This is a genomic window from Pedobacter sp. KBS0701 (genome assembly GCF_005938645.2).
Taxonomy (GTDB): domain Bacteria; phylum Bacteroidota; class Bacteroidia; order Sphingobacteriales; family Sphingobacteriaceae; genus Pedobacter.
In genome coordinates, this window is sequence record NZ_CP042171.1 from 506,684 (window position 1) to 531,908 (window position 25,225).

The 25,225-nt window shown below is 38.2% G+C and carries 28 protein-coding genes; 10 read left to right on the top strand and 18 right to left on the bottom strand.

Annotated features, from left to right (window positions below; genetic code table 11):
- The first annotated feature begins 98 nt into the window (after window positions 1-98).
- From accC to FFJ24_RS01840, 4 genes are all read left to right on the top strand, one after another.
- Window positions 99-1,610, top strand: a complete 1,512-nt coding sequence (gene accC / locus FFJ24_RS01825) for an acetyl-CoA carboxylase biotin carboxylase subunit (protein ID WP_138820533.1) — start codon at window positions 99-101, stop codon at window positions 1,608-1,610.
- A gap of 131 nt (window positions 1,611-1,741) precedes the next feature.
- Window positions 1,742-2,326, top strand: coding sequence for a riboflavin synthase (locus tag FFJ24_RS01830; protein WP_138820534.1), 585 nt, complete (start codon window positions 1,742-1,744; stop codon window positions 2,324-2,326).
- 159 nt (window positions 2,327-2,485) lie between these two features.
- Window positions 2,486-5,131, top strand: a complete 2,646-nt coding sequence (locus tag FFJ24_RS01835; protein ID WP_138820535.1) for a glycoside hydrolase family 78 protein — start codon at window positions 2,486-2,488, stop codon at window positions 5,129-5,131.
- Window positions 5,132-5,287: 156 nt separating this feature from the next.
- On the top strand, window positions 5,288-5,749 hold the full coding sequence (locus tag FFJ24_RS01840) for a DUF4268 domain-containing protein (RefSeq protein WP_138820536.1): 462 nt from the start codon (window positions 5,288-5,290) through the stop codon (window positions 5,747-5,749).
- Here the strand turns inward: FFJ24_RS01840 and FFJ24_RS25930 are convergent.
- On the bottom strand, window positions 5,746-5,919 hold the full coding sequence (locus FFJ24_RS25930) for a hypothetical protein (RefSeq protein ID WP_168202359.1): 174 nt from the start codon (window positions 5,917-5,919) through the stop codon (window positions 5,746-5,748). The two genes, FFJ24_RS01840 and FFJ24_RS25930, sit on opposite strands and share 4 nt — an antisense overlap.
- Window positions 5,920-5,953: 34 nt before the next feature.
- Window positions 5,954-6,850, bottom strand: coding sequence for a lipopolysaccharide assembly protein LapB (locus FFJ24_RS01845; protein WP_138820537.1), 897 nt, complete (start codon window positions 6,848-6,850; stop codon window positions 5,954-5,956).
- 140 nt (window positions 6,851-6,990) lie between these two features.
- Here FFJ24_RS01845 and FFJ24_RS01850 point away from each other — a divergent pair, with 140 nt between their 5' ends.
- The 4 genes from FFJ24_RS01850 (at window position 6,991) to FFJ24_RS01865 (ending at window position 9,149) form a co-directional block, all read left to right on the top strand.
- Window positions 6,991-7,287: a hypothetical protein gene (locus FFJ24_RS01850; protein WP_121282359.1), complete on the top strand. Its 297-nt coding sequence runs from the start codon at window positions 6,991-6,993 to the stop codon at window positions 7,285-7,287.
- Between the two features lie 12 nt (window positions 7,288-7,299).
- Window positions 7,300-7,890 carry a porin family protein gene (locus FFJ24_RS01855; RefSeq protein WP_138820538.1) on the top strand — a complete coding sequence of 197 codons (591 nt, stop codon included), beginning with the start codon at window positions 7,300-7,302 and terminating at the stop codon, window positions 7,888-7,890.
- Window positions 7,891-8,090: 200 nt separating this feature from the next.
- Window positions 8,091-8,510, top strand: a complete 420-nt coding sequence (locus tag FFJ24_RS01860) for an organic hydroperoxide resistance protein (RefSeq protein ID WP_138820539.1) — start codon at window positions 8,091-8,093, stop codon at window positions 8,508-8,510.
- Window positions 8,511-8,714: 204 nt separating this feature from the next.
- Window positions 8,715-9,149: a MarR family winged helix-turn-helix transcriptional regulator gene (locus FFJ24_RS01865; protein WP_138820540.1), complete on the top strand. Its 435-nt coding sequence runs from the start codon at window positions 8,715-8,717 to the stop codon at window positions 9,147-9,149.
- Window positions 9,150-9,183: 34 nt separating this feature from the next.
- Here FFJ24_RS01865 and FFJ24_RS01870 read toward each other — a convergent pair whose 3' ends face one another.
- From FFJ24_RS01870 to FFJ24_RS01890, 5 genes are all read right to left on the bottom strand, one after another.
- Window positions 9,184-10,101, bottom strand: a complete 918-nt coding sequence (locus FFJ24_RS01870) for a YihY/virulence factor BrkB family protein (RefSeq protein ID WP_138820541.1) — start codon at window positions 10,099-10,101, stop codon at window positions 9,184-9,186.
- A gap of 75 nt (window positions 10,102-10,176) precedes the next feature.
- The gene (locus FFJ24_RS01875; RefSeq protein WP_138820542.1) at window positions 10,177-10,575 is read right to left on the bottom strand and encodes an META domain-containing protein; all 399 of its coding nucleotides are present in this window, start codon (window positions 10,573-10,575) and stop codon (window positions 10,177-10,179) included.
- Between the two features lie 84 nt (window positions 10,576-10,659).
- Complete coding sequence (locus FFJ24_RS01880) at window positions 10,660-11,280, bottom strand: GNAT family N-acetyltransferase (protein ID WP_371716943.1); 621 nt, start codon at window positions 11,278-11,280, stop codon at window positions 10,660-10,662.
- A gap of 123 nt (window positions 11,281-11,403) precedes the next feature.
- A complete protein-coding gene (locus tag FFJ24_RS01885) occupies window positions 11,404-11,946 on the bottom strand; it encodes a DUF4199 domain-containing protein (protein ID WP_138820543.1) in 543 nt (180 codons plus the stop codon).
- 116 nt (window positions 11,947-12,062) lie between these two features.
- A complete protein-coding gene (locus tag FFJ24_RS01890; RefSeq protein WP_138820544.1) occupies window positions 12,063-12,536 on the bottom strand; it encodes a response regulator transcription factor in 474 nt (157 codons plus the stop codon).
- Window positions 12,537-13,175: 639 nt separating this feature from the next.
- On the opposite strand from FFJ24_RS01890, the gene FFJ24_RS01895 reads away from it, so the two are divergent.
- Window positions 13,176-13,967, top strand: a complete 792-nt coding sequence (locus FFJ24_RS01895) for a hypothetical protein (RefSeq protein ID WP_138820545.1) — start codon at window positions 13,176-13,178, stop codon at window positions 13,965-13,967.
- Between the two features lie 71 nt (window positions 13,968-14,038).
- Here FFJ24_RS01895 and FFJ24_RS01900 read toward each other — a convergent pair whose 3' ends face one another.
- The 6 genes from FFJ24_RS01900 to FFJ24_RS01925 all read right to left on the bottom strand — a co-directional run bounded on the left by FFJ24_RS01900 (window position 14,039) and on the right by FFJ24_RS01925 (window position 17,182).
- Window positions 14,039-14,647, bottom strand: a complete 609-nt coding sequence (locus tag FFJ24_RS01900) for an alpha-ketoglutarate-dependent dioxygenase AlkB (protein WP_138820546.1) — start codon at window positions 14,645-14,647, stop codon at window positions 14,039-14,041.
- A complete protein-coding gene (locus FFJ24_RS01905; RefSeq protein ID WP_138820547.1) occupies window positions 14,623-14,871 on the bottom strand; it encodes an Ada metal-binding domain-containing protein in 249 nt (82 codons plus the stop codon). The genes FFJ24_RS01900 and FFJ24_RS01905 overlap by 25 nt, the downstream gene beginning before the upstream one ends.
- A 6-nt stretch (window positions 14,872-14,877) precedes the next feature.
- Complete coding sequence (locus FFJ24_RS01910) at window positions 14,878-15,717, bottom strand: methylated-DNA--[protein]-cysteine S-methyltransferase (protein ID WP_138820548.1); 840 nt, start codon at window positions 15,715-15,717, stop codon at window positions 14,878-14,880.
- 92 nt (window positions 15,718-15,809) lie between these two features.
- Complete coding sequence (locus tag FFJ24_RS01915; RefSeq protein ID WP_138820549.1) at window positions 15,810-16,346, bottom strand: MepB family protein; 537 nt, start codon at window positions 16,344-16,346, stop codon at window positions 15,810-15,812.
- Window positions 16,347-16,427: 81 nt separating this feature from the next.
- Window positions 16,428-16,718, bottom strand: coding sequence for a n-acetylglutamate synthase (locus tag FFJ24_RS01920; RefSeq protein ID WP_138820550.1), 291 nt, complete (start codon window positions 16,716-16,718; stop codon window positions 16,428-16,430).
- A gap of 104 nt (window positions 16,719-16,822) precedes the next feature.
- Complete coding sequence (locus FFJ24_RS01925) at window positions 16,823-17,182, bottom strand: hypothetical protein (RefSeq protein ID WP_138820551.1); 360 nt, start codon at window positions 17,180-17,182, stop codon at window positions 16,823-16,825.
- A gap of 239 nt (window positions 17,183-17,421) precedes the next feature.
- Here FFJ24_RS01925 and FFJ24_RS01930 point away from each other — a divergent pair, with 239 nt between their 5' ends.
- Window positions 17,422-17,769, top strand: a complete 348-nt coding sequence (locus tag FFJ24_RS01930; RefSeq protein WP_138820552.1) for a single-stranded DNA-binding protein — start codon at window positions 17,422-17,424, stop codon at window positions 17,767-17,769.
- 55 nt (window positions 17,770-17,824) lie between these two features.
- Here the strand turns inward: FFJ24_RS01930 and FFJ24_RS01935 are convergent, their stop codons facing one another.
- The 5 genes from FFJ24_RS01935 to FFJ24_RS01955 form a co-directional block, all read right to left on the bottom strand.
- Window positions 17,825-19,876 carry a TonB-dependent receptor gene (locus FFJ24_RS01935; RefSeq protein WP_138820842.1) on the bottom strand — a complete coding sequence of 684 codons (2,052 nt, stop codon included), beginning with the start codon at window positions 19,874-19,876 and terminating at the stop codon, window positions 17,825-17,827.
- A gap of 80 nt (window positions 19,877-19,956) precedes the next feature.
- A complete protein-coding gene (locus FFJ24_RS01940) occupies window positions 19,957-21,276 on the bottom strand; it encodes a sorbosone dehydrogenase family protein (protein WP_138820553.1) in 1,320 nt (439 codons plus the stop codon).
- Window positions 21,277-21,683: 407 nt separating this feature from the next.
- Window positions 21,684-22,256 (bottom strand): hypothetical protein, encoded by a 573-nt coding sequence (locus tag FFJ24_RS01945; protein WP_138820554.1) that lies wholly within the window; start codon window positions 22,254-22,256, stop codon window positions 21,684-21,686.
- A gap of 409 nt (window positions 22,257-22,665) precedes the next feature.
- On the bottom strand, window positions 22,666-24,012 hold the full coding sequence (locus tag FFJ24_RS01950; protein WP_246862722.1) for an ankyrin repeat domain-containing protein: 1,347 nt from the start codon (window positions 24,010-24,012) through the stop codon (window positions 22,666-22,668).
- A gap of 9 nt (window positions 24,013-24,021) precedes the next feature.
- Window positions 24,022-25,224, bottom strand: coding sequence for an ankyrin repeat domain-containing protein (locus FFJ24_RS01955; RefSeq protein WP_138820556.1), 1,203 nt, complete (start codon window positions 25,222-25,224; stop codon window positions 24,022-24,024).
- Between the last annotated feature and the right edge of the window lies 1 nt (window position 25,225).

Genomic DNA, 25,225 nt, shown 5'->3' on the forward strand with positions numbered 1-25,225 from the left:
GTCCGAAGTCGGGAGTCCGAAATCAAATAGTTTTATAGTTCATGGTCAATAGTCAGGTAGTTCATTTACGATCTGCATATACATAAAGTCTAACCAACATGCCCAATAACTCCAAACCCCTAACTCCCATCTCCAAACTCTTAATCGCTAACCGTGGCGAAATTGCTTTGCGTATCATGCGCTCAGCAAAGGAAATGGGGATTAAAACCGTTGCTGTTTTTTCTGAAGCAGACCGGAATGCACTGCATGTGCGTTACGCCGATGAGGCAGTTTGTATTGGTCCGGCTCCCTCTAATCAGAGTTATTTGGTCGGTGAGAAAATTATCGATGCCTGTAAACTAATGGGTGCTGAAGCCATCCATCCGGGATATGGGTTTTTATCAGAAAATGCAAATTTTGCACAAATGGTTGCCGATGCCGGACTCATTCTGGTTGGTCCTTCACCACAAGCGATGGAAACCATGGGTAACAAATTATCTGCAAAGGCAGCAGCACTACAATATAACATTCCGATGGTTCCTGGAACGGAAGAAGCCATTCAGGATGTAAACGAGGCAAAACAACGTGCAATCGAAGTTGGTTTCCCGATATTAATCAAAGCAGCTGCAGGTGGCGGAGGTAAAGGGATGCGTATTGTAGAGCGGGCTGAAGATTTTGAAGAACAGATGCAGCTTGCCGTAAGTGAAGCTACTTCGGCATTTGGAGATGGGGCCGTTTTTATTGAACGATATGTTACTTCGCCAAGGCATATCGAAATACAGGTTTTGGGTGATACGCATGGCAATATCGTGCATCTTTTTGAACGGGAATGTTCTGTGCAGCGCCGTCACCAGAAAGTGGTAGAAGAAGCCCCCTCATCTGTTTTAACTGAAGAAATCAGACAACGGATGGGTAAATGTGCGGTAGATGTAGCCCGTTCGGTTAATTATACGGGTGCTGGTACGGTAGAGTTTATTTTAGATGAGCATCTCGATTTCTTTTTCCTGGAAATGAATACCCGCTTGCAGGTAGAGCATCCCGTAACCGAACTTATCACCGGCATAGACCTGGTGAAAGAACAGCTAAAAATTGCTTCTGGCGAAAAATTGAGCTTTACTCAGGAAGATTTAAAAATCAGTGGACACGCCATCGAACTTAGGGTTTATGCCGAAGATCCGGCCAATAATTTCCTGCCTGATATTGGTACTTTACACACCTACAATACCCCTAAAGGAAACGGCGTAAGGGTTGATGATGGCTTTGAGCAGGGTATGGAAATCCCGATTTATTATGATCCGATGATCGCTAAACTGATCACTTACGGTAAAGATAGGGAGGAGGCTATTGAGCGTATGGTCAGGGCAATTGAAGAATATGATATTACTGGGATAGAAACTACTTTGGGTTTTGGTAAATTTGTCATGCAACATGAGGCTTTTAAAACAGGTGATTTCGACACACATTTTGTAGGTAACTACTTTAAGCCAGAAAGTTTAAAGGTACAGGATGAAACGGAAGCCTTAATTGCTGCGGTTATTGCTGCAAAACTGTTTGAAAAGAAAGAGGGGAAGTTGAGTGATAGCTTTGTTAAAAATAGCTCTGATTGGAGAAAGAACAGATTGAAGTATTAAAATAAATTATTCATTGCAGGGATCGTCATTCCCAACTTGATTGGGAATCTTGATGCCATAGTCGAGTTTGTATATAGCATTAAGGTTCCCGCCTGCGCGGGAATGACGTGTAGAAAAAAGAGAAACACAAAATGTTCACAGGAATTATAGAAACACTTGGCGAGGTTACTGCCATTAAAAACGACCATACCAATATTCACTTTACCATCTCTTCTGCAATCAGCCATGAGTTGAAAATTGATCAGAGTGTAGCCCATAACGGCGTATGTTTGACGGTGGTGGCGCTGAATGATGGAACACATACCGTTACCGCTATAGATGAAACGCTAAACAAAACCAATCTCAATGGTTTAAAAGTGGGTAGTAAAGTTAACCTTGAGCGCTGCATGCAGATGAATGCCCGTTTAGATGGACATATAGTACAGGGCCACGTAGACCAGACGGCAGTTTGCATTAAACGCGAAGAACTGGATGGCAGCTGGGAATATCGCTTTAAATATGATGCCAGTGCCGGAAATGTAACTGTAGAAAAGGGTTCTGCCTGTGTAAACGGTATCAGCTTAACTGTCGTAAATTCTGCAGACGACGAGTTTTCGGTATTTATCATCCCTTATACTTTTGAACATACCAATTTACAGGAAGTTGAAGTTGGTGATACCGTAAATTTAGAATTCGATATAATCGGGAAATATGTAGCCCGACTAATGAATAGGTAATTCTATCTCCCTTTTTAGTTAAATATCTGTTTTTGTAGCTGGGTGTGGTAACAGGCGTTACTTTAACGCTTAATTTTTCATGACAGTACAGGATGGTTGGTTGAATTATATTGCTGAATATAGTAGTGTTAAAACTAAAAAATTTAACGCTAACCATTTATGAACAGAATCTCCTGCAAGTTAAGCGCAATGTTTGCCATTGCTTTACTATTTTTATTTACAACTAATGCCTCAGCACAGAAAATCTCTTTAAAAGATTTAACTGTTGAGCATTTAGTAAATCCTTTTAGTATTGATAATCCGAAACCCAGATTTAGTTGGAAAATTGTCTCTGTCATCAAAAACACCAAACAAAGTAATTATGAAATTAGACTGGGAACTACTGCAAAAATTGATAAAGTTTTGTGGAAGACTAGGGTAAATAACGATCAATCGGTATTGATTGCTTATGATGGTCCTCAATTATCATCAAAAACTAAATATTACTGGCAGGTTAGGGTAAAAGATAATCATGGAAATGCATCTGCATGGTCGCCCGTTCAGTTTTTTCAAACAGGTTTAAAACCTGAAGACTGGAGCGCAAAGTGGATTTCGGTATCAGGAAAGGATACTTCCCTGGCCAGCCCTTTGTTCAGAAAAGAATTTAACCTTAAAAAAGAAGTAAAATCTGCAATGGCTTACATTACCGCTAAGGGCTTGTATGAAGCCAGTATCAATGGCGGGCGCGTTAGTGATGCTTATTTTGCACCAGGCTGGACAAGTTATAAAGATCATATTCAATACCAGGTTTATGATGTTAAGCAATCGCTAAAAAAAGGTGCCAACGTAATTGGCGTTTCACTAGGCGATGGCTGGTATAAAGGGCGTATCGGATTTAGTAATCAAAAACAATTTTATGGCGATACCAGGGCATTGTTAATGCAACTGGAAGTTGAATATACCGACGGAAGCAAAGAAACCATCGTAACGGATAATAGCTGGAAAACAGGTTATGGGCCGATACTGGCTTCCAATATTTACGATGGAGAAACCTACGATGCCCGGTTAGAACGCAGTGGCTGGAACAATATTGGATTTAAAGACGCTGGCTGGAAACCTGTACAGGAGCTGACCAAGGGGTCGGAAAAACTGGTTGGGATGAGCGGACCGCAGGTAACCAAACACGAAACGTTTAAAGCCTTAAAAATATTTAGAACCCCAAAAGGTGAAACCGTGGTTGATTTCGGGCAGAACTTAGTGGGCTGGGTAATGTTAAAAGCTAAAGGTGCAGCAGGTAACAAAATTACCATTAGCCATGCTGAAGTACTAACCAAAGAAGGCAATTTTTATACCACTAACCTCCGGTCGGCCAGGCAACAGAACAATTATATTTTAAATGGCAGAACCGAACAGGTATTCGAACCACATTTTTCTTTTCAGGGCTTTAGGTACGTCAAAATAGACGGATACCCGGGTGAACTGAAGTTGGAAAACCTGACCGCAGTAGCTGTTTATTCGGACATGAAAACCAGTGGTAAATTCAGCACCTCTAATCCTTTACTAAATCAATTGCAGCATAATATTAGCTGGGGACAGAAAGGGAATTTTGTTGATGTGCCAACAGATTGTCCACAAAGAGATGAACGTTTAGGCTGGACAGGGGATGCCCAGGCATTCGCCCTAACTGCGGCATATAATATGGATGTATCGGGCTTTTTTACCAAATGGCTAAAAGATGTTTCTGCAGATCAGCTTCCGAATGGTAGTGTTCCATTTGTAATACCAAATGTGCTGAACCAAAATGATGCAGGTTCTGCAGGTTGGGCCGATGTGGCTACCATTGTGCCATGGGACATGTATGTATCCTATGGAGACAAAGGCATTTTGGAAACGCAGTATGAAAGTATGAAAAAGTGGGTTGATTATATTTCATCAGTGGCAAAAAATAACCTTTGGAATACGGGTTTCCACTTTGGCGATTGGCTGTTTTACCGGCCCAATGATGACAACGATGGACGTGCCGCAGTGACAGATAAGTATATGATTGCCCAAACATTTTACGCACACTCAACCCAGTTGCTGATAAATGCCGCAAAGGTATTGGGTAAAACAGACGACGTAAAGAAGTACAATGCGCTTTTGGAACAGATTAAAACAGCTTACATCAAAGAAAATATGACGCCAGGCGGCAAATTGGTCTCTAATACCCAAACGGCTTACGTACTGGCTTTACAGTTTGATATGCTGCCTGAAAACTTACGTGCGAAGGCTGCGCAAAGACTGGTAGATAATGTAAGGGATTATGGAAACCACCTGACTACAGGTTTTTTGGGTACACCATATCTTTGTCATGTATTGAGCCGTTTTGGACACGAAGATGTTGCTTATGACCTGTTATTGCAGGAAAGTTATCCTTCATGGCTGTATCCGGTTAAGATGGGGGCAACCACCATTTGGGAGCGCTGGGATGGCATTAAACAGGATGGATCTTTTCAAACAGCAGATATGAATTCTTTTAACCACTACGCTTATGGTGCCATTGGCGATTGGATGTATAAAAATATTGGCGGTATTAATCCCGTATCAGCGCAACCAGGTTACAAAAACATTTTAATTGCACCCAGACCAGGTGGGAAATTAACCAATGCTTCAGCAGAACTGGAAACGGTTTACGGTACGGTTAAATCATCATGGGCTATTGCAGATGGCATTTTTAAGCTGGATGTAACCGTGCCAGCCAATGCAAGTGCTACAGTTGTATTGCCAAAAGCAGATAAAAAAGAAGAAATAGGATCAGGTAACTATCATTTTGAATACAAATATTAATCGCTTATAATTGCAGCGTTGCTAAAAGTAGGCGAATGGTCGTCATTCCCAACTTGATTGGGAATCGTAATGCGGTGAGTAGTAAGATTCCCGCCTGCGCGGGAATGACGATTTTAGTTTAATAATGATAAGCCTCTATTAGATGCTAAAAAAATAATGTATAGTAAAGAAGAAGCAGCCCATTTGCGGCAACAGTTTTGGATCAGTTTTGGGCAATATATGAAACCTGTTCCTTCAGCAAGTGGTTCAACCGTAAACTGGACGAACTACAAAACTGGAGTGAAGAACATCTTCTTTAAAATGGATGTTGATGGTAAGAAGGCATTTATCAGCATTCAACTGTCGCATCCTGATGCTGAAATCAGGCACCTCATCTTCGAGCAGTTTGAAGAATTTAAACTCCTGTTTAGCAATACTGTTAACGAAAAGTGGGACTGGATTAAAGATGCAACTGATGATTTCGGAAAAACGGTATCTCAGATTTCCATCAGCATAACCGAAGTAAGTATTTTTAATCAACAGCACTGGCCGACGTTAATTTCCTTTTTTAAACCTAGAATAATTGCCCTGGATGAATTTTGGGATAATGTAAAACCTGTTTTCGAAGATCTGGTTTAATCCGTCAGGTTCAGTTGTGCAATCCTATCTCTTGAAAATTTGATTTCTTCTTTATCATCAGTCAAGCTGGGCTTGCTTTTTAAGTAAAGGTTATAATATTTAAGTGCATTTTTCCCTTGTTTTAATCTGGTATCGTAAAATACTGCTAAACGGTAATACAGGGTAGGCATTGCTTTAAACTGCAGTCCTTTCTTGTAGGCGGCGTTAGTAATAATTAGAGGTATTTGGCGAAATGGCTTCATCTATGGTTTTCTTAGTATAAAGAGCCGCCTGTGGATAATTTTTTAATGCCCGGTAACTGAGTGAGGTATAATATAAAGTAGCCTCATTCTGCATGGCTGCAACTCCTAACAATTTAAAAAGATCAATCGCTTTCTGATATTTTTTGGTGTAATAATAAGCTTTTGCTACATCTTTTATTACTCCAGCATCGGCACCATCCTTCAATAATTTTTCTCCGGAGGAAATTACCTCTGCATATTTTTTAAGCTGATTGGTTATCGGGAGTTTTGCTCTTTGCAGCACCAGGTTGTCACTATCTCCCTTAATGGCAATGTCAAGTACATCATAAGCCTTTTCGTATTGCTGATATGCAGCATGAACCTCAGCCAGATCCGCAGCAACATCACCCTCCAAGGGATTAATCTGATTAGCCTTTAACAGGTAAACGAGTTTCATTGAATCTGTTGGCAATGGATAAAGATTGGCTAACAGTTTGTAAACATTAAAATTATTACGGTCTATCTGCACAATTTCCCCATTATACTTTTTGGCCTTTTCGGTATTCCCCCTTTTGTTATTGATGCTGCCCAAACTAAAGAGAATAGGGAGGTTTTGTGGCTGCAGTGTATAGGCTTTGCTGTAAAATTTTTCGGCTTCTACATTATTGCCAGCCATTAAAAAACAATAGCCAATCTGGCTAAGGGTTTTAAAATCGTTTACTTCTTCTCCATAAATGCTTTTTAAATATTGAGCAGCATCGGCATAACGCTGGGTCTGATAGAAGTCGAAAAGTTTTTCCTTATCTACAGCGCTTGCATTTTGTGCGTAACCGGCTAAATTTAAATTAAATAAGAACAATAGTGTAAGGAAATTTTTCATAAAAGTTCATAAAAGATAATTTTAACTAATTTATTAGTTGTTTTAGATAATTCCAAATCTGTTTATTAAAAGATTGAGAAATAAAACAAAATACTGGCTAAGGGGTTTATAAGGAATAGTTTAACTAAAAATAAGAACCTATGAATACTTTAAAGAAGTTTGAATTGATGGAAAAGATCGTGCGTGAATTGGAAGATTTGCAAAACTCTCAGCAGGCACTTATTCAAAAAATTGGTAAAATTGAAGTAGATAACATCGAATTGGGCGATAGCCGCCTTGAAAAAGATTTACCAGATATTCATCAAAATTTAGCCGATAACTTAGATACTATATCAGGAATTTTAGATTACTTTGCGGGTAAAACACAAAACTTTGGTGATAAAAACAATGTTGATGCTTTAAAAGAACAAGAAGCCATCAACAATGCCACCAGCTAAATTTAATCGCATATGAAATTTTTATCTTTAACCGTTGCCTTTTTGCTTGTTGGCTTATTCGCCGGCGCACAGGTACTACCGTCTTTCCAGCTGGGCATTAAAGCTGGTGCAAATTTTTCGAAATTTGATAGTGAAAACACTTTTAACAGCAATAACCGCACGGGTTTTTACGGAGGCCTTTGGGCTAGAGTAGGTGCCGCAGGCGTTTATTTTCAGCCAGAGCTTTATGTATCAGGGAAAAAAGCGGATTTAGTAAGTGATGCAACTGGAGAGGTAAATAAAGTGCGTTTTACAAGTCTTGATGTGCCACTATTGGTGGGTACAAAATTTGGTGCCGCCGGTGTCGGACTCCGTTTAAACACTGGACCAATGTTTTCATTGATATTAGATGAAAACCAAAGTTTTGGTCAGGCTGCAGGAAATGTTTTCCGTGCCGATTTTAAAAACCAGGCTTTAGCCTGGCAGTTTGGTGCAGGTTTAGACCTTAAAAAACTAAGCTTTGATGCACGTTACGAACTGGGCTTATCAAAGATCAATAAAGCAGGCTATCCTGGTACTAAGCTAAATTTATTTACCGTTGGTTTAGGTTATAGGATTCTGTAATAGACAATTAATAAAATCGAAAGGTGTTCATTAAAAATGGACACCTTTTTTTATGCCTTAGATTTCCTGTTTGTAATATTCCAACTGTAGAGAAGCCATATCTGGATTTTTAACAGATAAAATTTGCTTTTATAAAATAGTTGATTACATTTGTATCGCAAACGATATAATCGTTTGCGATACAAATAAAAGAATATAATATGAAAACGTTGTATGAAACAAGCGCCACAGTAACTGGCGGACGTAATGGAAAAATAACAAGTGAAAATGGTGTTTTAGAACTTGAAGTGAGAATGCCGAAGGAATTGGGTGGTAGCGGTGATGGCTACACCAATCCTGAACAGCTTTTTGCTGCAGGTTATGCAGCTTGCTTTGATAGCGCACTAAACTTAATTATGCATCAGGATAAGGTGAAGTCCGAAGAGCCTTCTACCGTTAAAGCAAATGTTTCGCTGCATCCAGATGAAAAAAGAGGCTTTAAGTTAGGCGTTTCGTTACAGGTGCATATCCCAGGCATTGAAGCCACACAGGCTCAGCAATTGGTAGAGAAAGCGCATACAATATGTCCATATTCAAATGCAACTCGTGGAAACATCGATGTTAAATTGGAAGTAATTTAATTATTGAATTAAGTAGGGGGGATGACAGATGGAGATGGGGCGTCATTTCGATAGTAGTGGAGAAATCTTTAAAATAGCTTAAAGATTTCCGTGCTCCATCTAATTAACAATAACCGATCTTTTGTATTCAACAGCAAATTCGGAGAAAATGATTTACTTAGTTGTATATTTTAATGTTGATTATTGTTAAAGAAAAACAGAGTGATGGAAATAGATGAGTCTTTAAAACTGGAAAATCAATTGTGTTTTCCACTTTATGCTGCTTCGAGGTTAGTAACCAAGTGTTATCAGCCTGTGCTTGATACCCTGGGCATAACCTATCCCCAATATCTGGTATTAATGGTGTTATGGGAAAACGATTCAGTTAGCCTAAGCCTGCTTTCACAGAAATTGATGCTGCAATCGAATACCTTAACCCCTTTGCTTAAACGTATGCAGGAAACCGGACTTGTGGAACGCGTGAGGTCATTAAAAGATGAAAGAAGCATCGTGATATCGCTTACAGAAAAAGGATTGGCATTGAAAGAAAAAGCACCAGCTTTACGGGCTCAGCTTGGCGATCATCTGGGTATAAACCTTGAAGAAATTATCCAATTGAAAGCCCTGCTTGATAAACTGATCAAAAACCTCGCGGTATAAATTAAGTTTACCAATTAAAAGGCTGCATTTAGTCTTAATTTTCCGGTTCAACTTCGGTTAGTTCATAAGCGAAAGACCCATTTTTGGGTATAATGGGGGTGGCCCTTCCCACGCTCAATGCTTTAATAAATGAAGCGCCGAAATAGAATATCAATGAAGAGTAGAATACAAAAAGCATAATTACGATAATCGATCCAGCTGATCCATAGATGTTGCTGATGTTACTCAGTGGCAATAAAATCCGTAAGATATATTTTCCGGCAGTAAATAAGCATCCGGTGAGTAAGCCTCCTGAAATTGCTGCCCGCCAGGTAGGACGACCATTGGTTAAATACCTGAAAAGTATAGTAAACCAGGTGGTTACAATGATTACAAAAACCAATTGATTGATTATTGAAGTTAAGACCAATCCAAAAGAAGGGGCTCCGTTTTTTAGAAATGCACCAATATAGGCCTGCACACTATCTGCAAGCAAACCTATAAAGAATAATATCCCGGCCAATAAAATAATGGTAACAGATATAGCTCTTGATTTAAGGGTGTTGATGATACCTTTTTTATCTTTCTGGCCTATATTCCAGATCTGTTCTAAAGAGTTTTTAATCACATTGAATAGCGTGGTAGCTACAAAAAGGAAAAATATAAAACTGAACAGCGTAACATACCAGGCTTGATCAATCCCCCGGATGTTTCTTAATGTAGTTCTTATTTGTGTAATACTTTCATTATCAAGAATACTGGCCAATCGTTCGAACAGGTGTGTAGCCAATAGCCTTCTATCAGTAAACATACCAAAAAGTCTGATCAGGATAATTAATATTGGAGGTAAAGCGAAATTGGTGAAAAAAGCGGTAGCACCGGCCAAACGTAAGGGATCATTCTGTTGAAATAAATTAAATGCTTTTCTTATGGTCGAGAAAAAAAACTTCAGATCTGGTATTATCGATGGCATTACTTCTGCGTTAAACTCAAAAGGCCGAAAATAGTAAAAAATACTTTGTTCAGCCTTTTTATACATGTAAAGATTCTAGTTGGTTTTGCTGAAAACCATCAAGGTTTTATCGCCATTTAACAGATATAGTTTATTATCAGTCATTTTAGCACTATTAACCTGATTAAGGGCGTGTAAGTATGCGCGTTCGGCAGCATCTGTTTCCTGACAGAACATTTTTGTGCTAAAAACATTTTTAACGGTAATTTTATGATCAGCAATTTCTCCCTGTCCGCCATAACTGTTACAGAATGATTTTCCGCTGATTTTAAGGCTGTCAGCAAAGTTTAGTGTTGCTTTTGCTGTTGAGGGTAAAGTTAATCCTGGCAGCTCCGTTAATTCCCATTTGGTATTGGTAAAACTTGCCGGATTTAATTTTTCTTTACAAGAACTCAATAATAAGATCAACATTCCACAGTAAATAAGGTGTTTCATAACAAAAGTTTTATGTGATTTTCCTTTTTAACATCAAAAACTAAACCATAAAAAGATAAAATTGTCTTTTGATTAAAATCGTGCTTATTTTTCAATCTTCATCCAATGGTGTTTTATGCTATTGTAATCGAAAATAGAGATCCGTTTTAAACCTGCTTTTTCCAGAACATTGATAGATCCCAGGTTATTGATATCTGCAATACCAATAATCTCATTCAATTTGAGTTCATTAAAACCATAGTCGCGTGCGGCAATTGCAGTTTCTGTAGCATAACCCTTTCCCCAAAACTGTTTACTAAACCGATAGCCCAAATCGTAATAATTAATATGGTTATTTGTAGCTTCTTTGATGAGTTTTAAGCCAGACCAACCTACGAAATTACCTGTTGCTTTTTCGACAACAGCCCATCTCCCTATACCATTTTCGGTATATTGTTTTCTGATAAATTCGATCTCTGCGATACTTTGTTCAATTGATTTTACAGGCCTGTTGCCAAGATAAAGATGAACATCGGGGTCACTGTCCATTACAAACATACCCTCAGCATCGTCAGGCATTAGTTCGCGTAAAATTAAGCGTTCGGTTTCGGCAAAAATCTTCATTTCTATAGTCTTTTGATCAAAATTAGTATAAATATATATCATGGAATGGATTCCGCACAGCAATGCGGAATCAGCAGAAACCACCAGTTTTTGTTCCCGCATATTTAAGGAGATTTGTGGAGACGGTAGAGAATATAAATTTAATACGGATGATGGAATTAACTTACATTCAACTCTGCGAACTGTGCGTCATCGTCGTGTTTTTTATGGTTAACAAACTTGTACTTAAACTGCTTTTTCAACTATTGGTGTGCCTGGTTTTCTTTTTAAGATCAGTGCGGCAACGAATGATATCAAAATACCTACTGGTAAAATTTCCATATAGGTAAACAATACCACCATTATGGGGTTTTTATATAACTCCTGACCTGAAGCCAACTCCTTAGCTTTGTTAGCAAGTTCTGTTGCAGATGCACCACTTTCTTTGGCTTCTCTTAATGCCTGAGCAATATACCTATCCATAAAATCAGGAATAAATATATAAAAATCGATCAGCCATACCACAACGTATATACTTGAAGCAATCAAACTGATTAATAGCCCGATTTTTAAGGCTTTACCGAAGGTAATCAATCCATCGTTGTACTTATCACGGTAATTTTTAATTCCTACAAAAATAAAAGAGAATGCCAATACCATCGAAGCATAGCCAATAAGCATGCTGTGTTCAAGGTTCGGGTCGTTATAACATCTTGATATTGAAATTATCATTAATACCGATACGATTAAGCCGGCAATTAATCCGAATACAATTACGTTCTTTTTCATGTCTGATTTTTTTATTGGTTTACACCACAAAATTGCTCTGATTAATCTTTTTTAGCTTCATACTTTAGGGTGATTTTTCTGAAATCAGCTTATTTAATACTAAAGTACCAATGCGATCAAGCGATGAGGTTAAGTTTTTTAGCGGTTTCTATGGCCTGTATCCGGCGTTTTACTTCCAGTTTTTCGAAAAGCCTGGCATTATGTGTTTTAATGGTATTCAATGAAACAAATAACCGCTCTGCCATTTCTTGGTTGCTCAAACCTTCCGACATCAATTGTAAAACTTCCAGTTCTCTTTTGCTGATGTTTAACCTGGCCAATGCTGTTTTGTTAAGAATGAAATTTTCAGGCTGCTCAATAAAAACCTGTTTTTCGATCAGTATGGTTTTGGGGCTGGTTAATTTTAAGGCCAGCCAAATACCTAAAGCAGTAAAAATTATAGCGATTGAACCTGCATAAATTTCGAAGGCATGGTTAATGATAAGAAAACGAAGCTCTAACCACTTCAATAAAAAAAGTAATGCCGCGAGGAACACCCCATATAAGATTATACTTTTATTTCTAGTGAGAAAGTTTGTTGAGCCCGGCATTGGATGATCGTTTAATCAAAAATAGGAAATTTAGTTTTAAGTGTGGAGGGTAAAATTGGAGAGGTTAGGTAAGGAGGAAGAATGGAAGATGGGAAATGTAAGGCGAATGATGGAATGAGTTCTGCGGTGATCTGTGGAAACCTTTTGATTTTTGTTCCCGCAGATTTAAGAAGATTTGCGCAGACGTTAGAACATGTAATATGGATGATGGAATGGGGTCTGCGGTGATCTGCGAAATCAGCGGGAGACTATTGGGTTATTGCTCCTGCCGATTTACGTAAAAGGTAAAAAATGGAAGATGGGAAATGTAAGGCGAATGATGGAATGGGTTCTGCGGTGATCTGCGAAATCAGCGGGAGACTATCAGGTTATTGCTCCTGCAGATTTACGCAAAAGGTAAAAAATGAAAGATGGATAATGTAAAACGGATGATGGAATTCCAATGCTGTGCCTTTTCCTTGTGATCTCTATGGTAAAAATGAGAGATTGCATCGAGAGCTATTGTCTGCCTCGCGGTTAAAACTCTTCTAATATCCCATAAATCAAATTTTTAACCAAAAGCGGTAATTTTCTGGTGACTTTAATAACAGAAAAGCAATAAAGGTTATAAATTAGCAAAAAAAATAAATAGCTAAACCCATGAAAATTACGCTTTATGCACTCTTACTTTCCGTTGTTTTATCTGGCTGCGGAGGCAATTCTGAAAAAACTTTTAAAGCACGCGCATTTGCGACGACTGATGATTTTAATGTATTTCCAAAATCAACAAAAGATATATTAACCATTGTAAAAACCGATTCAGGAAAACTAGCCGCTGCCGATCGCTTTGCCATTAAATATAAGGATACTGTCATTACGATTGATGATGCGCCAAATGCTGAAACAAAGAAATTTAAGGTTGCTTCTTTCATCAATACGCAAAAAACAGCCGTATTGGTGCAGAGTGCAAATGAAAAAGAGAAAATGGATCCTTTTTATATTATTTATGTAAATGGAGGAAAAGCAGATGTGGTGAGCTTAAACAAGTCATCAAAAGGTGCTGAAGATAAAAAATATACAAATGGATTAGAGGAGTTAACGAGGAGCAATCTGTTGGTGAACAACGATTTCTTTATCACAACGATCAACTCAAGGGTTTACCCGATTAAGCGTCAAAATGAAGATGAGCGTATCCAGGGGAAATTCTTTATGTATTCCAGCGATAAAACTACATTGGCATTTTTGACGGCAAATGCTTTATACCAGGTAAATACTAAAACAGGAGAAACTTTTAATCTACCTCTGCCTGCATCATTAACCAGTCAGCCTGAAACCTTGGTAGCAAATATCCAAAGAGACTACACGTGGGTACCAAATGAGCACGGAACCTCTTTCTTAAAGAAAAATGCCGACGACGACCGCATTGTAGATATTAAGGAATTTAAGCATTAAAAAAAATAAAATGCTTTGGTTCGTAGTGGCAGAAACCAAAGCAAATTAAAGCAATTTTTAATCAGTCAGGATTAAACCACCATTGTTCTAAAGGTGAGGTTTACCCTTGGCTGATTTACTTTTTTAGTAGGGGGAAGGCGATGAAGCCAATTCGTTTGCGTTTCATCTTTCATCACCAGCAAACTGCCATGCTCTAAAAATAAAGTAACCGTTTCTTTGCTCTGCTTGTGTTTGAAAAGAAATCTCCTTTCGGCGCCAAAACTTAAAGATGCAATGGCAGAATCTTTTGCCAAAGCTTTTTCATCATCACTGTGGTAAGCCATGCCTTCATCTCCGTTATGATATAAATTGAGCAGACAAGAGTTATAAGTTTGGCCTGTTTGTTCTTCCGAAATTCTTTTGAGTTCAAGAAGTTCTTTTGTCCATGGTAAAGCCGTTTTGGATTTATTAGAATAGGTGTACGAATAGGATTCATCTCCATACCAGGCTACTTTTCTTTTGGTAATAATGTGTTTGCCCATAATAAAAGCTTCATCATTTTTCCACTCAATCGTATTCATCAATGCATCGAAATAATGATCAGCTTCTGGTATCGGGAATAATTTGCCATAATAATTTACTGTTCCGCCATGAGGAAGCAGATTTTGGTTAATAGCTATTGTGGTGTTGAATAAATCCATTTTTTATATGCCGTTTTTAAGCAATGCCCGCAAGGGCGGTAGCCATGTTGAAGCACTTCATCTACAGAACGGAAAAATACACGGTTTTCTTTCTTCATCCGCTTTCCCGACTTACATTTAAGTAGTCCGTAAATTTTCAACCGGGCATTTCCGCCGAAGCAAATATCTTTGTTTTTAAAATGCTTTTTTAATTCTTCAGTTGAAATATCAATATGTTTGATCATGCGGAACTAAACATTGGTTTTTGCTGCTTCCCAACCAATCATGGCTGTTTTTCGGTTTACTCCCCAATGGTAGCCGCCCAAAGCACCGCTTGATTGTATTACCCGGTGGCAGGGAATGAGGAAGGCTACCGGATTATCGCCAATGGCTGTACCTACCGCTCTGGATGCGTTGGGGTTTTGTAGTTGTTTTGCAATGTTTCCATAAGTGGCTAATTTGCCCATAGGGATTTTTAACAGCGCTTCCCAAACTTTTAACTGGAAATCCGTCCCTTTTAAATGCAGTTTAATCTGGTGCAGTTTGCTCCAATCGTGACTGAAAATGTATAAAGCATTTTGCTGTTCTTTATCCAATATCTGCTGGTATTGAGCCGCTGGAAACTGGCATTGCAGATTTGCAAAAGCAGTATTTTCATCGTCGAAAAAAGCGATATGGCAGATTCCTTTTGAGGTGCTGGCTACAATAACATTACCAAATGGACTTTCTGCAAAACTATAATTGATACAAAGGTTTTCGCCGCGATTTTTGTATTCGCCAGGTGTCATACCTTCAATATTTACAAAAAGATCGTGAAGTCTGCTGGTTCCCGATAAGCCGGTTTCTAATGCAGTATCGAATAAACTTTGGTTTTCTTTCAGCATTTCTTTAGCATAACCAATGCTAATGTATTGCAAAAAACGTTTAGGAGTAGTGCCTGCCCACTCGCTAAATAATCTTTGGAAATGAAAAGGGCTTAGGTTTACTTTTTCTGCAATTTGTTCTAAACCAGGCTGTGTTTTGAAATTCGCCTTGATATAGCTTATGGCTTCGGCTATCCGGTTAAAATTGATTTCTCCTTGTGCTTTCATGGTCTTGAATAATTTAATATCCAAAAATAGTTTGGAAAGAAACGGTAAACTACCCGAAACTTGCTAAGTTTAACCGGATTTTAAAATCCCGTTTATTTAATTCCGTTGTCAATTAATTTCTTCGCCCTTGTAAGATCGGTATTTCCATTGATGTCAATATGAAGAAAATAAGGCGTTTGCCACTGTTGGGTTTTCTCTGCCTGTTTATTTGTTACTATATCCCAGGGTGGATAAACCCTAATCCCTCTTTTACCTTCTATTCCATTTGCCGTGATAATTTTATATTTTGCCAATATGGCTTTTGGAAAAATGAACTGGCCTGATTGGCCGGCATCATTAGCAGATATAATCAATAGGTCAAATTCATCCTGATCTGTAAACGGAGTCGTAATTCCGGCTTCATCCCGCTTCCATATAGTTACAAATTGCCCTGTCTTGGTTGGGGTGATTTTAGAAAGGCGGTGTTTAATTTTTAGCCTGTTTAACTCAAAAGTACAAGCTACATATTCCTGACTTTCATTTTCAATTTGCAGATTGTTTATTTGATAATCAAGCGGGCTGTAAACTAAATCGGATGCGGTTAGTAATATAGATGATAACCGGTTTGTGAGATTTTCTTTGATAAGCATAACAATTGTAAAGAGGTCTATTTGTAATTATGCTTATTGCTCTTCAATGATAGATTGTCCTTTCGATTGATCTCTCGATGTCTACTGCCAGGTTTCATGGAGTCTGATTTTGACATTGGCTAATTGTTCTGGCTTTGAATTGCAGATTCCGGTCATTAATTCACCTTGCTTATTTACATGGTGATAGCACATTTCGATGTTGCCATTTTCATCCACTAAGCCAATCAAATGCCCAGAAATAATCTTTCCACCCTCATATTCAGCAGTTAGGATATTTCCTGATTGTTTATATTTAAAAACGGTTTCATTTGATGTTTCGCCGTTTTCTGTATGATTTACGGGTTTAAAAAGCTTATCATTATAGTTTATCATAGTTGATAAAACTAATCATCTCCTCTTGAATAAAAAAATCACGCGCCTGGCTTCCGCAAATTTTAGGTGTTTAAATAGCGGCAAACCGAAGCATTTTAATGAGGCTAACCTAAGCTTTCTTCTTTTTTTACCAGCAGATAGCTATCATCATTTAGAATTAAGTAACCGTATTCGTAGCAAAAAATATAGGTGTTCCCATTGTGGGTTTCATAACTATAGGTGTGATATTCAAAATTAAAGCCTGCTGACACCAGCTTTTTACTGGTAACCTTGGTTTTACCATTTGGATTAAGCGCAGCCAGGATAGCACGATTCTTTTTTAGTATGTTATTTACCCTTTTAATCACGAGGTTATCTTCAATCTTTAAACGATTGTTGTAATTGCTGCGGCAAGAATCATCGCAGTATTTTTTATCGGCCCTTCCTCTAATCAGGGTTCCGCAGTCTAAACATAAACGTTCCATAATAATTTCTTTTTTTATTATGGGATGATGTTCTAATTTATAAAATAAAATGGTGGAATAAAAAAAATAAAAACATCATATTGAAGGTTCAAAAGTATATTATCCGTGTATAAACGTTTATAAACGACTATAAATGTTTACAATCCGACTAATTTTTGATGCTGTTTGCAATTTTGTCCTGTCGGTTATCGAGGTGATGACTGTTCGTTAAACATTTAGAAACTTAAAATTTAAAGATCATGGAAAGTGCAATTAACAAAGTAGTATTGAGCGGATTTGCAGGAGCAGATGCAGAGATTAAAACTTTCGGAACTCAAAAATTGGCAAAGGTTAACCTGGCCATAAACGAAACCTATAGAAATTCTGGGGGTGAGGAAGTAAAAAGAGTACAATGGTTTAATTTAACTTTCTGGAATGCAAAAGCCGAGCTTGCCGAAGCTCAGGTTAAAAAGGGTACAGGCTTAACTGTAGAAGGCAGGTTACAAACAAATGTTTATGATGGTACAGACGGTAAAAAGCGCTATGCCATAGAGATAGTAGTGAGCGATGTGACCATCAGGGAAAGAGAAAAACAAGAAGCCTTTTAGTTTATAGCATAATCGCATCATATAGATGTTCAATTTATATGATGCGATTTAAAGATTACAATTGAATAGAGAGGCCGGTATAAAAATTAATTCCTGGGGCTGGGTTAAAATACCTTCCATTGGTTGCGTTTAAGTCATTGCCTAAACTGTATTTCATGTTGAGCAGGTTATTTACCCCCGCAAATAGATCTAAATGAATTTTGTTGACGCTTAAATTTCTGATGCCTAATTTGCTTTCAACCAAATGATATCTTTTTGCAAAAACGGTATTGTTATCGTTTAAAGGGATTGAAGCGGTATAATTGTGTTGCACAAAAAGGTAAAATGCTTTCGGAAAATTAAACTCCAAACTATTAACTAAAATGCTTTCCGGAACTCCGGTAAGTTTGTTGCCGCTAAAAGTAATGGTGCCGTTTACAAAATTTTCAAATCTAAAATGGCTAAAAGTATAATTACTTCTCCATTGTAAACCTGTTAAAAAGGAGTCATCATTTCTGATGATCCAAAGGGTAGTTTCCAGTTCAATTCCCTGTTGTTTGGTTCCCCCGGCGTTGATAAAATACTCGGCATCGTTTTGATTTAACCTTCTAACTATAGCATCCTTCAAACGGTAAGTGAATAAGTTTCCTGTGGCATAAAAACGTTTATTTTTGGTTTTATAACGCAGCCCTAATTCATAATTCCAACCGAGTTCTGCCTGCAGGTTGTTATTGATATTGTTATCAGATGACCTTACTTCTGCAATCGTTGGTGGCGAATAACCTTTACTGATTGAAGCCCTGGCCGAAAAATCAGAAGTGATGAGATAAGATACTGCTGCCTTTGGCATAAACCGGGCATCGAATTTTCTTTGTTTTGAGGCAATAACAATTGGGAAATAACTCTCATAATTGTACCTGTAGAAATTTAAACTCGAAGCAAGTTCGATCAGGAATTTATTGCTGATATCGAAATTTAGCATGAAATAAGCAAAATCCTGACTGGCTTTTAAGCGGTCTGAGGCCTGCATTTTAGTCGCTTCACCACCATTATTATCGAAATTTTTAATCTGGCTTTTTGTGGCTGAACTTTCTAACCCGATCTGAGCGTTAAATTTGAAATCTTCTTTTGTCTGCGCATATTCTAAAAATGTTCTTAATCCGAATGTACTTTCATAGCGCTGTTCGTAATTGGTAATAAAAGGGTTCTTGAAATCGGTATAAGAGGTGAATAAAGCAATAACGTGTTTAAACCGCCGGCTGATCTGGTAGGAGTTAGCTATTCCCCCGAAAATGGTTTTATTATAAATGGCAGCTTGCTGTGAAATGGCGCCGGGTAATGTTGCTGTCGCGGGGCGGGCCAGCTTAGGATCTTGATCTAATTGTGCAGCTGTTAAACCACCTGGTGTTTCGTATTTTAAATCGCTATAAAAAGCAAAAGCCTTTAAATTACCGGCATTGCTATAATTCCATTGCTGCAAAGTTTGAAAATATTTTCTACCCATTGCACTGTTTTGTCGATACCCATCACTTCTCTCGTATCCTTCGTTAAAACTGAAACTATACTTTTTATATTGCTGTGTGATTGATGCCGTTTGATGGAAGAGGCCGTAGGAACCGCCATTAGCTGAAATATCAATTTCATTGCGGTTTATTGCAGGAGGATTGATTAAGATAGCACCACCTGTATTTGCACCAAAAATACTGGCTTCCGGCCCCTTATAAATTTCCATCATACCTACCGCAGAAACATCTAAAGCGTTTAGGTAGGTATTTCCACCTGCATCAGTTAAGGGGAAATCATCGATGTAAATTTTAATATTTCGTATGCCAAAAGGAGACCGGAGTAAACTGCCACGGAGCGATAAACGATAGCTGCCAGGCGAACGTTCTTCCATCCGTACCCCGGGCACAGTATTTAACACGCTCACAAATGAACTGTTGGATTGGTTTTTTATTAAGCTACTATCTACCACGCTTACAGCCGATACCGATCTTAGTAAGGTTTGGTGATTATAGTAACCTTTTACGGTAACTTCTTCGAGTTTTTTGGTCGAATCTGGCTTAAGAGTCTGCGCTAAGCTGGTAAAAAAAAATAAGGTAAAAAGTAAAGTAAAATTCGATTTCAAGTGAAAAGAGATTAGTAGTTTAGCCACAAACAGGCAGATAAATTTACTGCATATTCTGCTAATCTGTGGCTAATTATAAATTATTTTACAGCTACTTTCCAGATTATACCGCTAACATCGTCTGCAATCAGTAAAGCACCATCGGGTGTTAAAGTAACGCCTACCGGGCGTCCATATACCTCTGCCTTATCTGCATCTGCGATAAAACCAGTTAAAAAATCTTCAGGTTTTCCAGTTGGTTTGCCATCTTTAAAAGGCACAAAAGCTACTTTATACCCAGAAATTGCAGACCGGTTCCATGAGCCATGCTGACCAATAAATGCACCTCCGTGGTATTTTTGAGGATATTTTGTTGCTTTATAAAATGCGAGGCCCAAAGAAGCCGTATGCGCACCAACAGGAACATCCGGAGCGATGGCTTTTTTTACCATTTCGGGGTTTTGGCCTTTTAGGCGAGGATCTTCATTCTGGCCATAATAGGAGTACGGCCAACCATAAAAAGCGCCTTGTTTAACACTCGTAATGTAATCTGGAACCAGATCGTCGCCTAATCCATCCCGCTCGTTAACAGCTGTCCAAAGCATATTTGTAGATGGTGCCCAATCTATTCCCACTGGATTTCGCAAACCACTGGCATAAATCTTTTCGCCGGTTCCATCTGGATTAATTTCTAAGATATTGGCTCTTCTTACCTCATTTTCCATTCCGTTTTCGCCAACATTACTACCCGATCCAACAGTGATATAAATCTTACTTTTATCGGCATTGGTAATCAGGTTTCTTGTCCAGTGGTTATTGTATCCACCTGCCGGAAGGCTCAGGATCTTTTTACCTGTTGCAGTAATTTTGGTGTCGCCGGTTTTGTAAGGATATTGCCACAAACCATCGGTATTGGCTACATAAAATGAATTGCCAATAATCAGCATACCGAAAGGTTGGTTCAGGCCATTTAAAAAGGTGGTAACCATTTCGGGTTTACCATCTTTATTCTCATCGCGATACAGTAGAATGGCATTGGCACTTTTTCCTGGTACTTCTGATTTTGCCTTACCTGTTACCGCATTGGCGACTGCTTCTACTGTACTTCTTTCTGAATTGGAAAGTGCTACCAATACATCACCATTGGGTGCTATATACGTATTGCGCGGACTTTTAATGTTGGCTGCAAATTTGGTTACCGTAAAGCCTTCTGGTGCAACAGGTGTTTTTCCGTCTGGCCAGCCAATTACCTTACTGAATTTATTTTTAGCGGCATTGGTATCCGGAGCGGGCAAATTTACTGTCCCGTTTTTAGTTGTTATGGTGGTATCTTCTCCCTGTTTTTGTGAATTGGAATCAGATTGACATCCAAAAAGGACGGCAGTAGAAAGCATTGATGCGTAAAAAATCTTGTTTTTCATGTTAACCGGTTTTTTGATTAAGAATTTATCTTAAAAAATATAACATCGAAAACGGAGAGAAGTTTTTAGCGCTGGCATAATTGCTGCAAGGCTGAAATCATAAAAGGAAAGCACCCGAGAGCACCTTCCTGGAGAGCGCATATTATTTTCCCTGATTTAATGCTATAACGATAACAGGGAAGTACTTTTATATTCCTTTAAATTAAGTTCTTGATTGTTTATAAAAATCAGTTCATCAAAAGATGATATAATTTTAGCTTGGAGGAGTGGAGTAAAGAAATTTGATCATAAATTTTCCGGCGTTAAATTTGAAGGCGATTAATTAGAACTAAATTACAGTATTACACCTAATTTTTTAGTTAAATTTTGTTAAATTGTTTTTAATTTAGACCTGGATTTTCTGGCCTTTATTTCACCAAATTTTCCTGTAATTTTTTCTCGATGTCTTTAGCACTTAGCAACAGTGCAGAGAATTGCGGATCGGATTTCACCAATAAGAATTTCCCATCAGGAAGCACAATGGCTGAAGTACCGCAGGTGGTTGCCTCGTTAAATAGTAGCTTTTTTAAAAATCCCGGATCAGTTTCTATTTCCAATCCTTCTGATTTAATCTGACTAAAGCTTTCGCCTACTTCGCGGTATTGATAAATGGCAACTTTTGGTCGGGCCTCGGCTTTTTCCTGAATGTTTTTTTGAAAGGCCCATCTTACATTATTCAGGAATTCTGCGTTCTGGTAGCTAAGGTCTTTCCAACAGTTGTCTTTATTGAAATCATATTTAATAATGATGGTGTCTTTTAAAGCAAGCCTGTTGTTTTGTTGTAAGAAAGTATGCAGCGAATCGATCTTTGTCTCGGTTAATGTACCCGCCTGATAACGTTTGTTTTCGTCTACATACAATTTGGGAGAACAGGCATAGAGAAAAAGGGAAAGAAAGAGAGAAGTAAATAACTGGATTTTGATTTTAGGGATACATTTCATTTGTGTGAGCATTAATATTGACTAATAAATTTAGGACTAAAAATTTATTAGTCAATATTTTTCAGTAGAAATTTCGTCCTTTCGGCTGAAGCGCAGCAAAAAAGAGAAATCTGCTTCTATAGATCTCCCGAATATATTGCACTCCCTGCCATCGAGATTCCATTAGCTTATTCGTCATTCTCGCGCAGGCGTGAACCTTAAAGCTTATTGCATTAAGATTATTCACAAGTTTCCCTTGTTTCAAAGGCATTCATGAGCACTTCGTGGTTCCCAATCGTGTTGGGAATGACGACTCCCAGCAGTATATCAATTCTCTAAAATCCAGCCGTTATCTATGTTACTTTATGAAATAAATTGAAACACAGCATTGAAGTACCTTAAAGCTAATCAGCTACATTGGAGTTTCAACTCAACCTTTTAAAATCTTCGCTTTCTCCGCATCGAATTCTTCCTGCGATAAAATCCCGGCATCCAGTAGCTCTTTTAAATCTAATAAAGCCTGTTTTTTTGCAGCCATATCATTTTTTGGAGCTTCGGCAGTATGACCTGTTGATGCTGTACTGGTAGCCTGTACATTAGAATTAGCCGCGGGACCGTATTTCAACAAGAGTTCAGTAATTTCATTAAAGCCTTTAATATTGGAATAATCAATTGCCTTTTGCTCTTTCACATTCACAATGGACGGATCGGCAGACTTTTCGAGTAAAAACTTAACTACATCTTTTTTACCGTTTGCAGCGGCATAATGTAAAGCTGTGTTGCCGCTTTCATCCTGAATATTCACATTGGCACCTTTTTCCAATAATAATTTCAACATGCTTAAATGGCCGCTTTTGGCTGCAACATGCAACATGCTTTCGCCGCCGTAATTGTAATTGTTATCGAAAGAGAAACTTGCCGAAATGGAAATGTTATTGGCGGTTTCTACCCACTCAAGATACGAATACATTGAATCATCATTACCTGAAAGTGGTTTGGCATAATTTACATCCACACCATTTTCCAAAAATAAATCGACAATCTCTTTCTGGTTATTGGCGCAGGCATACCAGATTGGCGACAAACCATTTTTTGAAGATACAAATACATCTGCACCCTTTTCTACCAGGATTTTGGTGAGCATCCGGTTGGCATCGTAACAGGCAAGCAATAGTGCCGATTCGCCTCCATGGTTAACATGGTTAATGTTGGCACCTTTATCAAGGATCAATTCAACCATTGGTGTATTTTTAGATTTAACTGCAAAAATCAGTGGTGAATCGCCATTTTTATTGGTGGTATTGATATTGGCGCCAAATTCCAGTAGTTTCTGAACTACTTCTTTATTTCTCCAGGCAGATGCGAAAAGCAGGGGCGTTTCTGCTTCGTTATTTTCAACGTCCACACCCAGGCCTTTATCAAGCAATTTTTCTAAAACTTCAATCTGGCCGTTTTGGGCAGTTAAATGCAATAGACTATTGCCTTTAAGGTCTTTAATGTCAACCCTTGCACCTTTATCTAGAAGGTATAGCGCTGTTTGTTTCTGTTTTTGCAGGCAGGCAAAATAAAAAGGTGTTTCGCCGTCATGGTCCTCATAGTCTAAATCTGCACCACGCTCGATTAAAATTTTTACCAGGTCTAAATATCCATGATGCGCGGCATAATGCAGTGCAGTTCGGCCTTTTTCATCTGTATAGCCCACTTCTACTTCATTATTGGCCAATAAAAGTTCGGCTATTTTCCGTTTGCCGCTTTCGCAGGCAATTATAAATGACATCGACATATTTTAAGATTGTTTCATGAGCAGTTCAACAGTTTTTATTTTCAGGTTATCGTCGGAGGCCAGCATTAAAGCCGTTTGGTCCTTATCGTTGCTTAACGTAATATCTGCACCGTTTTCGATCAGGAGCTTCACTTTACGATAGGTTTCTTTCGCTTTTTCGGCTTCATAATTGACATTGTAAGCACAAACTTTATGTAGCAAAGTATTTCCCTGATCATCAGTTCTGTTGATATCTACCTGTCCGCTTTTTAACACTGCTTCTAAAATATTGGCCTGTTTTTCTGCAATTACGTCCAATGGAGTTTTATCAGCACTGTACCAGGTGCTGTTTTGGTATAAATCGGCCCCATCGCCAAGCAATTTTTTAAGGAAGTTGATGCTGCTTTCACTGTTCGACATCATGCGTACGTATTCAAATAACAATGTTTCTTCTTTTTTGCTAACCTGATCAAATTCTGGTGTGGCAAAATTGCGCATTGTATCGTATATGTTTTCGCTTTGCGAATGTGCCACTGCATAAAAGAAGGCCGAATTTCCATCGCGGTCTGCTTGATTTGGATCTGCACCGTTTTCGAGCAGATGTGAAATTAGACTTTTCTTGTTAAATTTTATCGCAGTAATTAAAGGTGTTTCCTGTACTATATTGCCTTCATTAATGTCGATACCTTCGTTAATGAGGATATCGATATAACCCTTAAGCAGATCAGTAGTTTGTTCATCGTTTAAGTTGTAACGGCGAAAATTGCTTTTTACCACCTGATGAATATAATTTTCTTCCGCATTGTTTTTAAAATTGATGGTGCAGCCTGCGTCGATACAGGCTTTGATTACGCCTAGACTTACACCATTTTCGAAGAGGTAACCCAATAAGGTTTTTGCATTTACTTCGTCGTTCAGGTTATCGAAGTGGCCAATAAATTCGTTGAAGAAAGCAATGTCTTCATCTTCGTTGCCCAGGTTGTAGATGATACTATGAAAAATACTTTTGTCAAAATTGTCGAATTCATAAATATCGGTTTCGATGGTTTTATCCTTTATCATCATGTTTAGGATTTCATACTGTTTTTCTTTGATGAGGTTGTCGAAAATTGATGATTTCTGATGATCCTGTAGGTTTTTGGAGAGTTTTTCACCGTTTTGCATCAAGCTTTTGGCTTCGTCAAATTTTCGGGCATTTAACTGTTGATCTAAGGTAGTTTCGGTCATT

Bases quoted from the DNA above. Each gene is read 5' to 3' on its own strand.
- FFJ24_RS01925 (WP_138820551.1), bottom strand. From the start codon at position 17,182: ATGGAACGTTTATGTTTAGACTGCGGAACCCTGATTAGAGGAAGGGCC.
- FFJ24_RS01840 (WP_138820536.1), top strand. From the start codon at position 5,288: ATGTATAGTAAAGAAGAAGCAGCCCATTTGCGGCAACAGTTTTGGATC.
- FFJ24_RS01855 (WP_138820538.1), top strand. From the start codon at position 7,300: ATGAAATTTTTATCTTTAACCGTTGCCTTTTTGCTTGTTGGCTTATTC.
- accC (WP_138820533.1), top strand. From the start codon at position 99: ATGCCCAATAACTCCAAACCCCTAACTCCCATCTCCAAACTCTTAATC.
- FFJ24_RS01830 (WP_138820534.1), top strand. From the start codon at position 1,742: ATGTTCACAGGAATTATAGAAACACTTGGCGAGGTTACTGCCATTAAA.
- FFJ24_RS01865 (WP_138820540.1), top strand. From the start codon at position 8,715: ATGGAAATAGATGAGTCTTTAAAACTGGAAAATCAATTGTGTTTTCCA.
- FFJ24_RS01910 (WP_138820548.1), bottom strand. From the start codon at position 15,717: ATGAAAGCACAAGGAGAAATCAATTTTAACCGGATAGCCGAAGCCATA.
- FFJ24_RS01950 (WP_246862722.1), bottom strand. From the start codon at position 24,012: ATGTCATTTATAATTGCCTGCGAAAGCGGCAAACGGAAAATAGCCGAA.
- FFJ24_RS01940 (WP_138820553.1), bottom strand. From the start codon at position 21,276: ATGAAAAACAAGATTTTTTACGCATCAATGCTTTCTACTGCCGTCCTT.
- FFJ24_RS01860 (WP_138820539.1), top strand. From the start codon at position 8,091: ATGAAAACGTTGTATGAAACAAGCGCCACAGTAACTGGCGGACGTAAT.
- FFJ24_RS01870 (WP_138820541.1), bottom strand. From the start codon at position 10,101: ATGCCATCGATAATACCAGATCTGAAGTTTTTTTTCTCGACCATAAGA.
- FFJ24_RS01915 (WP_138820549.1), bottom strand. From the start codon at position 16,346: ATGCTTATCAAAGAAAATCTCACAAACCGGTTATCATCTATATTACTA.
- FFJ24_RS01845 (WP_138820537.1), bottom strand. From the start codon at position 6,850: ATGAAAAATTTCCTTACACTATTGTTCTTATTTAATTTAAATTTAGCC.
- FFJ24_RS25930 (WP_168202359.1), bottom strand. From the start codon at position 5,919: ATGCCTACCCTGTATTACCGTTTAGCAGTATTTTACGATACCAGATTA.
- FFJ24_RS01890 (WP_138820544.1), bottom strand. From the start codon at position 12,536: ATGCCGGGCTCAACAAACTTTCTCACTAGAAATAAAAGTATAATCTTA.
- FFJ24_RS01885 (WP_138820543.1), bottom strand. From the start codon at position 11,946: ATGAAAAAGAACGTAATTGTATTCGGATTAATTGCCGGCTTAATCGTA.
- FFJ24_RS01945 (WP_138820554.1), bottom strand. From the start codon at position 22,256: ATGAAATGTATCCCTAAAATCAAAATCCAGTTATTTACTTCTCTCTTT.
- FFJ24_RS01895 (WP_138820545.1), top strand. From the start codon at position 13,176: ATGAAAATTACGCTTTATGCACTCTTACTTTCCGTTGTTTTATCTGGC.
- FFJ24_RS01900 (WP_138820546.1), bottom strand. From the start codon at position 14,647: ATGGATTTATTCAACACCACAATAGCTATTAACCAAAATCTGCTTCCT.
- FFJ24_RS01850 (WP_121282359.1), top strand. From the start codon at position 6,991: ATGAATACTTTAAAGAAGTTTGAATTGATGGAAAAGATCGTGCGTGAA.
- FFJ24_RS01930 (WP_138820552.1), top strand. From the start codon at position 17,422: ATGGAAAGTGCAATTAACAAAGTAGTATTGAGCGGATTTGCAGGAGCA.
- FFJ24_RS01880 (WP_371716943.1), bottom strand. From the start codon at position 11,280: ATGCGGGAACAAAAACTGGTGGTTTCTGCTGATTCCGCATTGCTGTGC.
- FFJ24_RS01835 (WP_138820535.1), top strand. From the start codon at position 2,486: ATGAACAGAATCTCCTGCAAGTTAAGCGCAATGTTTGCCATTGCTTTA.
- FFJ24_RS01875 (WP_138820542.1), bottom strand. From the start codon at position 10,575: ATGAAACACCTTATTTACTGTGGAATGTTGATCTTATTATTGAGTTCT.
- FFJ24_RS01905 (WP_138820547.1), bottom strand. From the start codon at position 14,871: ATGATCAAACATATTGATATTTCAACTGAAGAATTAAAAAAGCATTTT.
- FFJ24_RS01955 (WP_138820556.1), bottom strand. From the start codon at position 25,224: ATGACCGAAACTACCTTAGATCAACAGTTAAATGCCCGAAAATTTGAC.
- FFJ24_RS01920 (WP_138820550.1), bottom strand. From the start codon at position 16,718: ATGATAAACTATAATGATAAGCTTTTTAAACCCGTAAATCATACAGAA.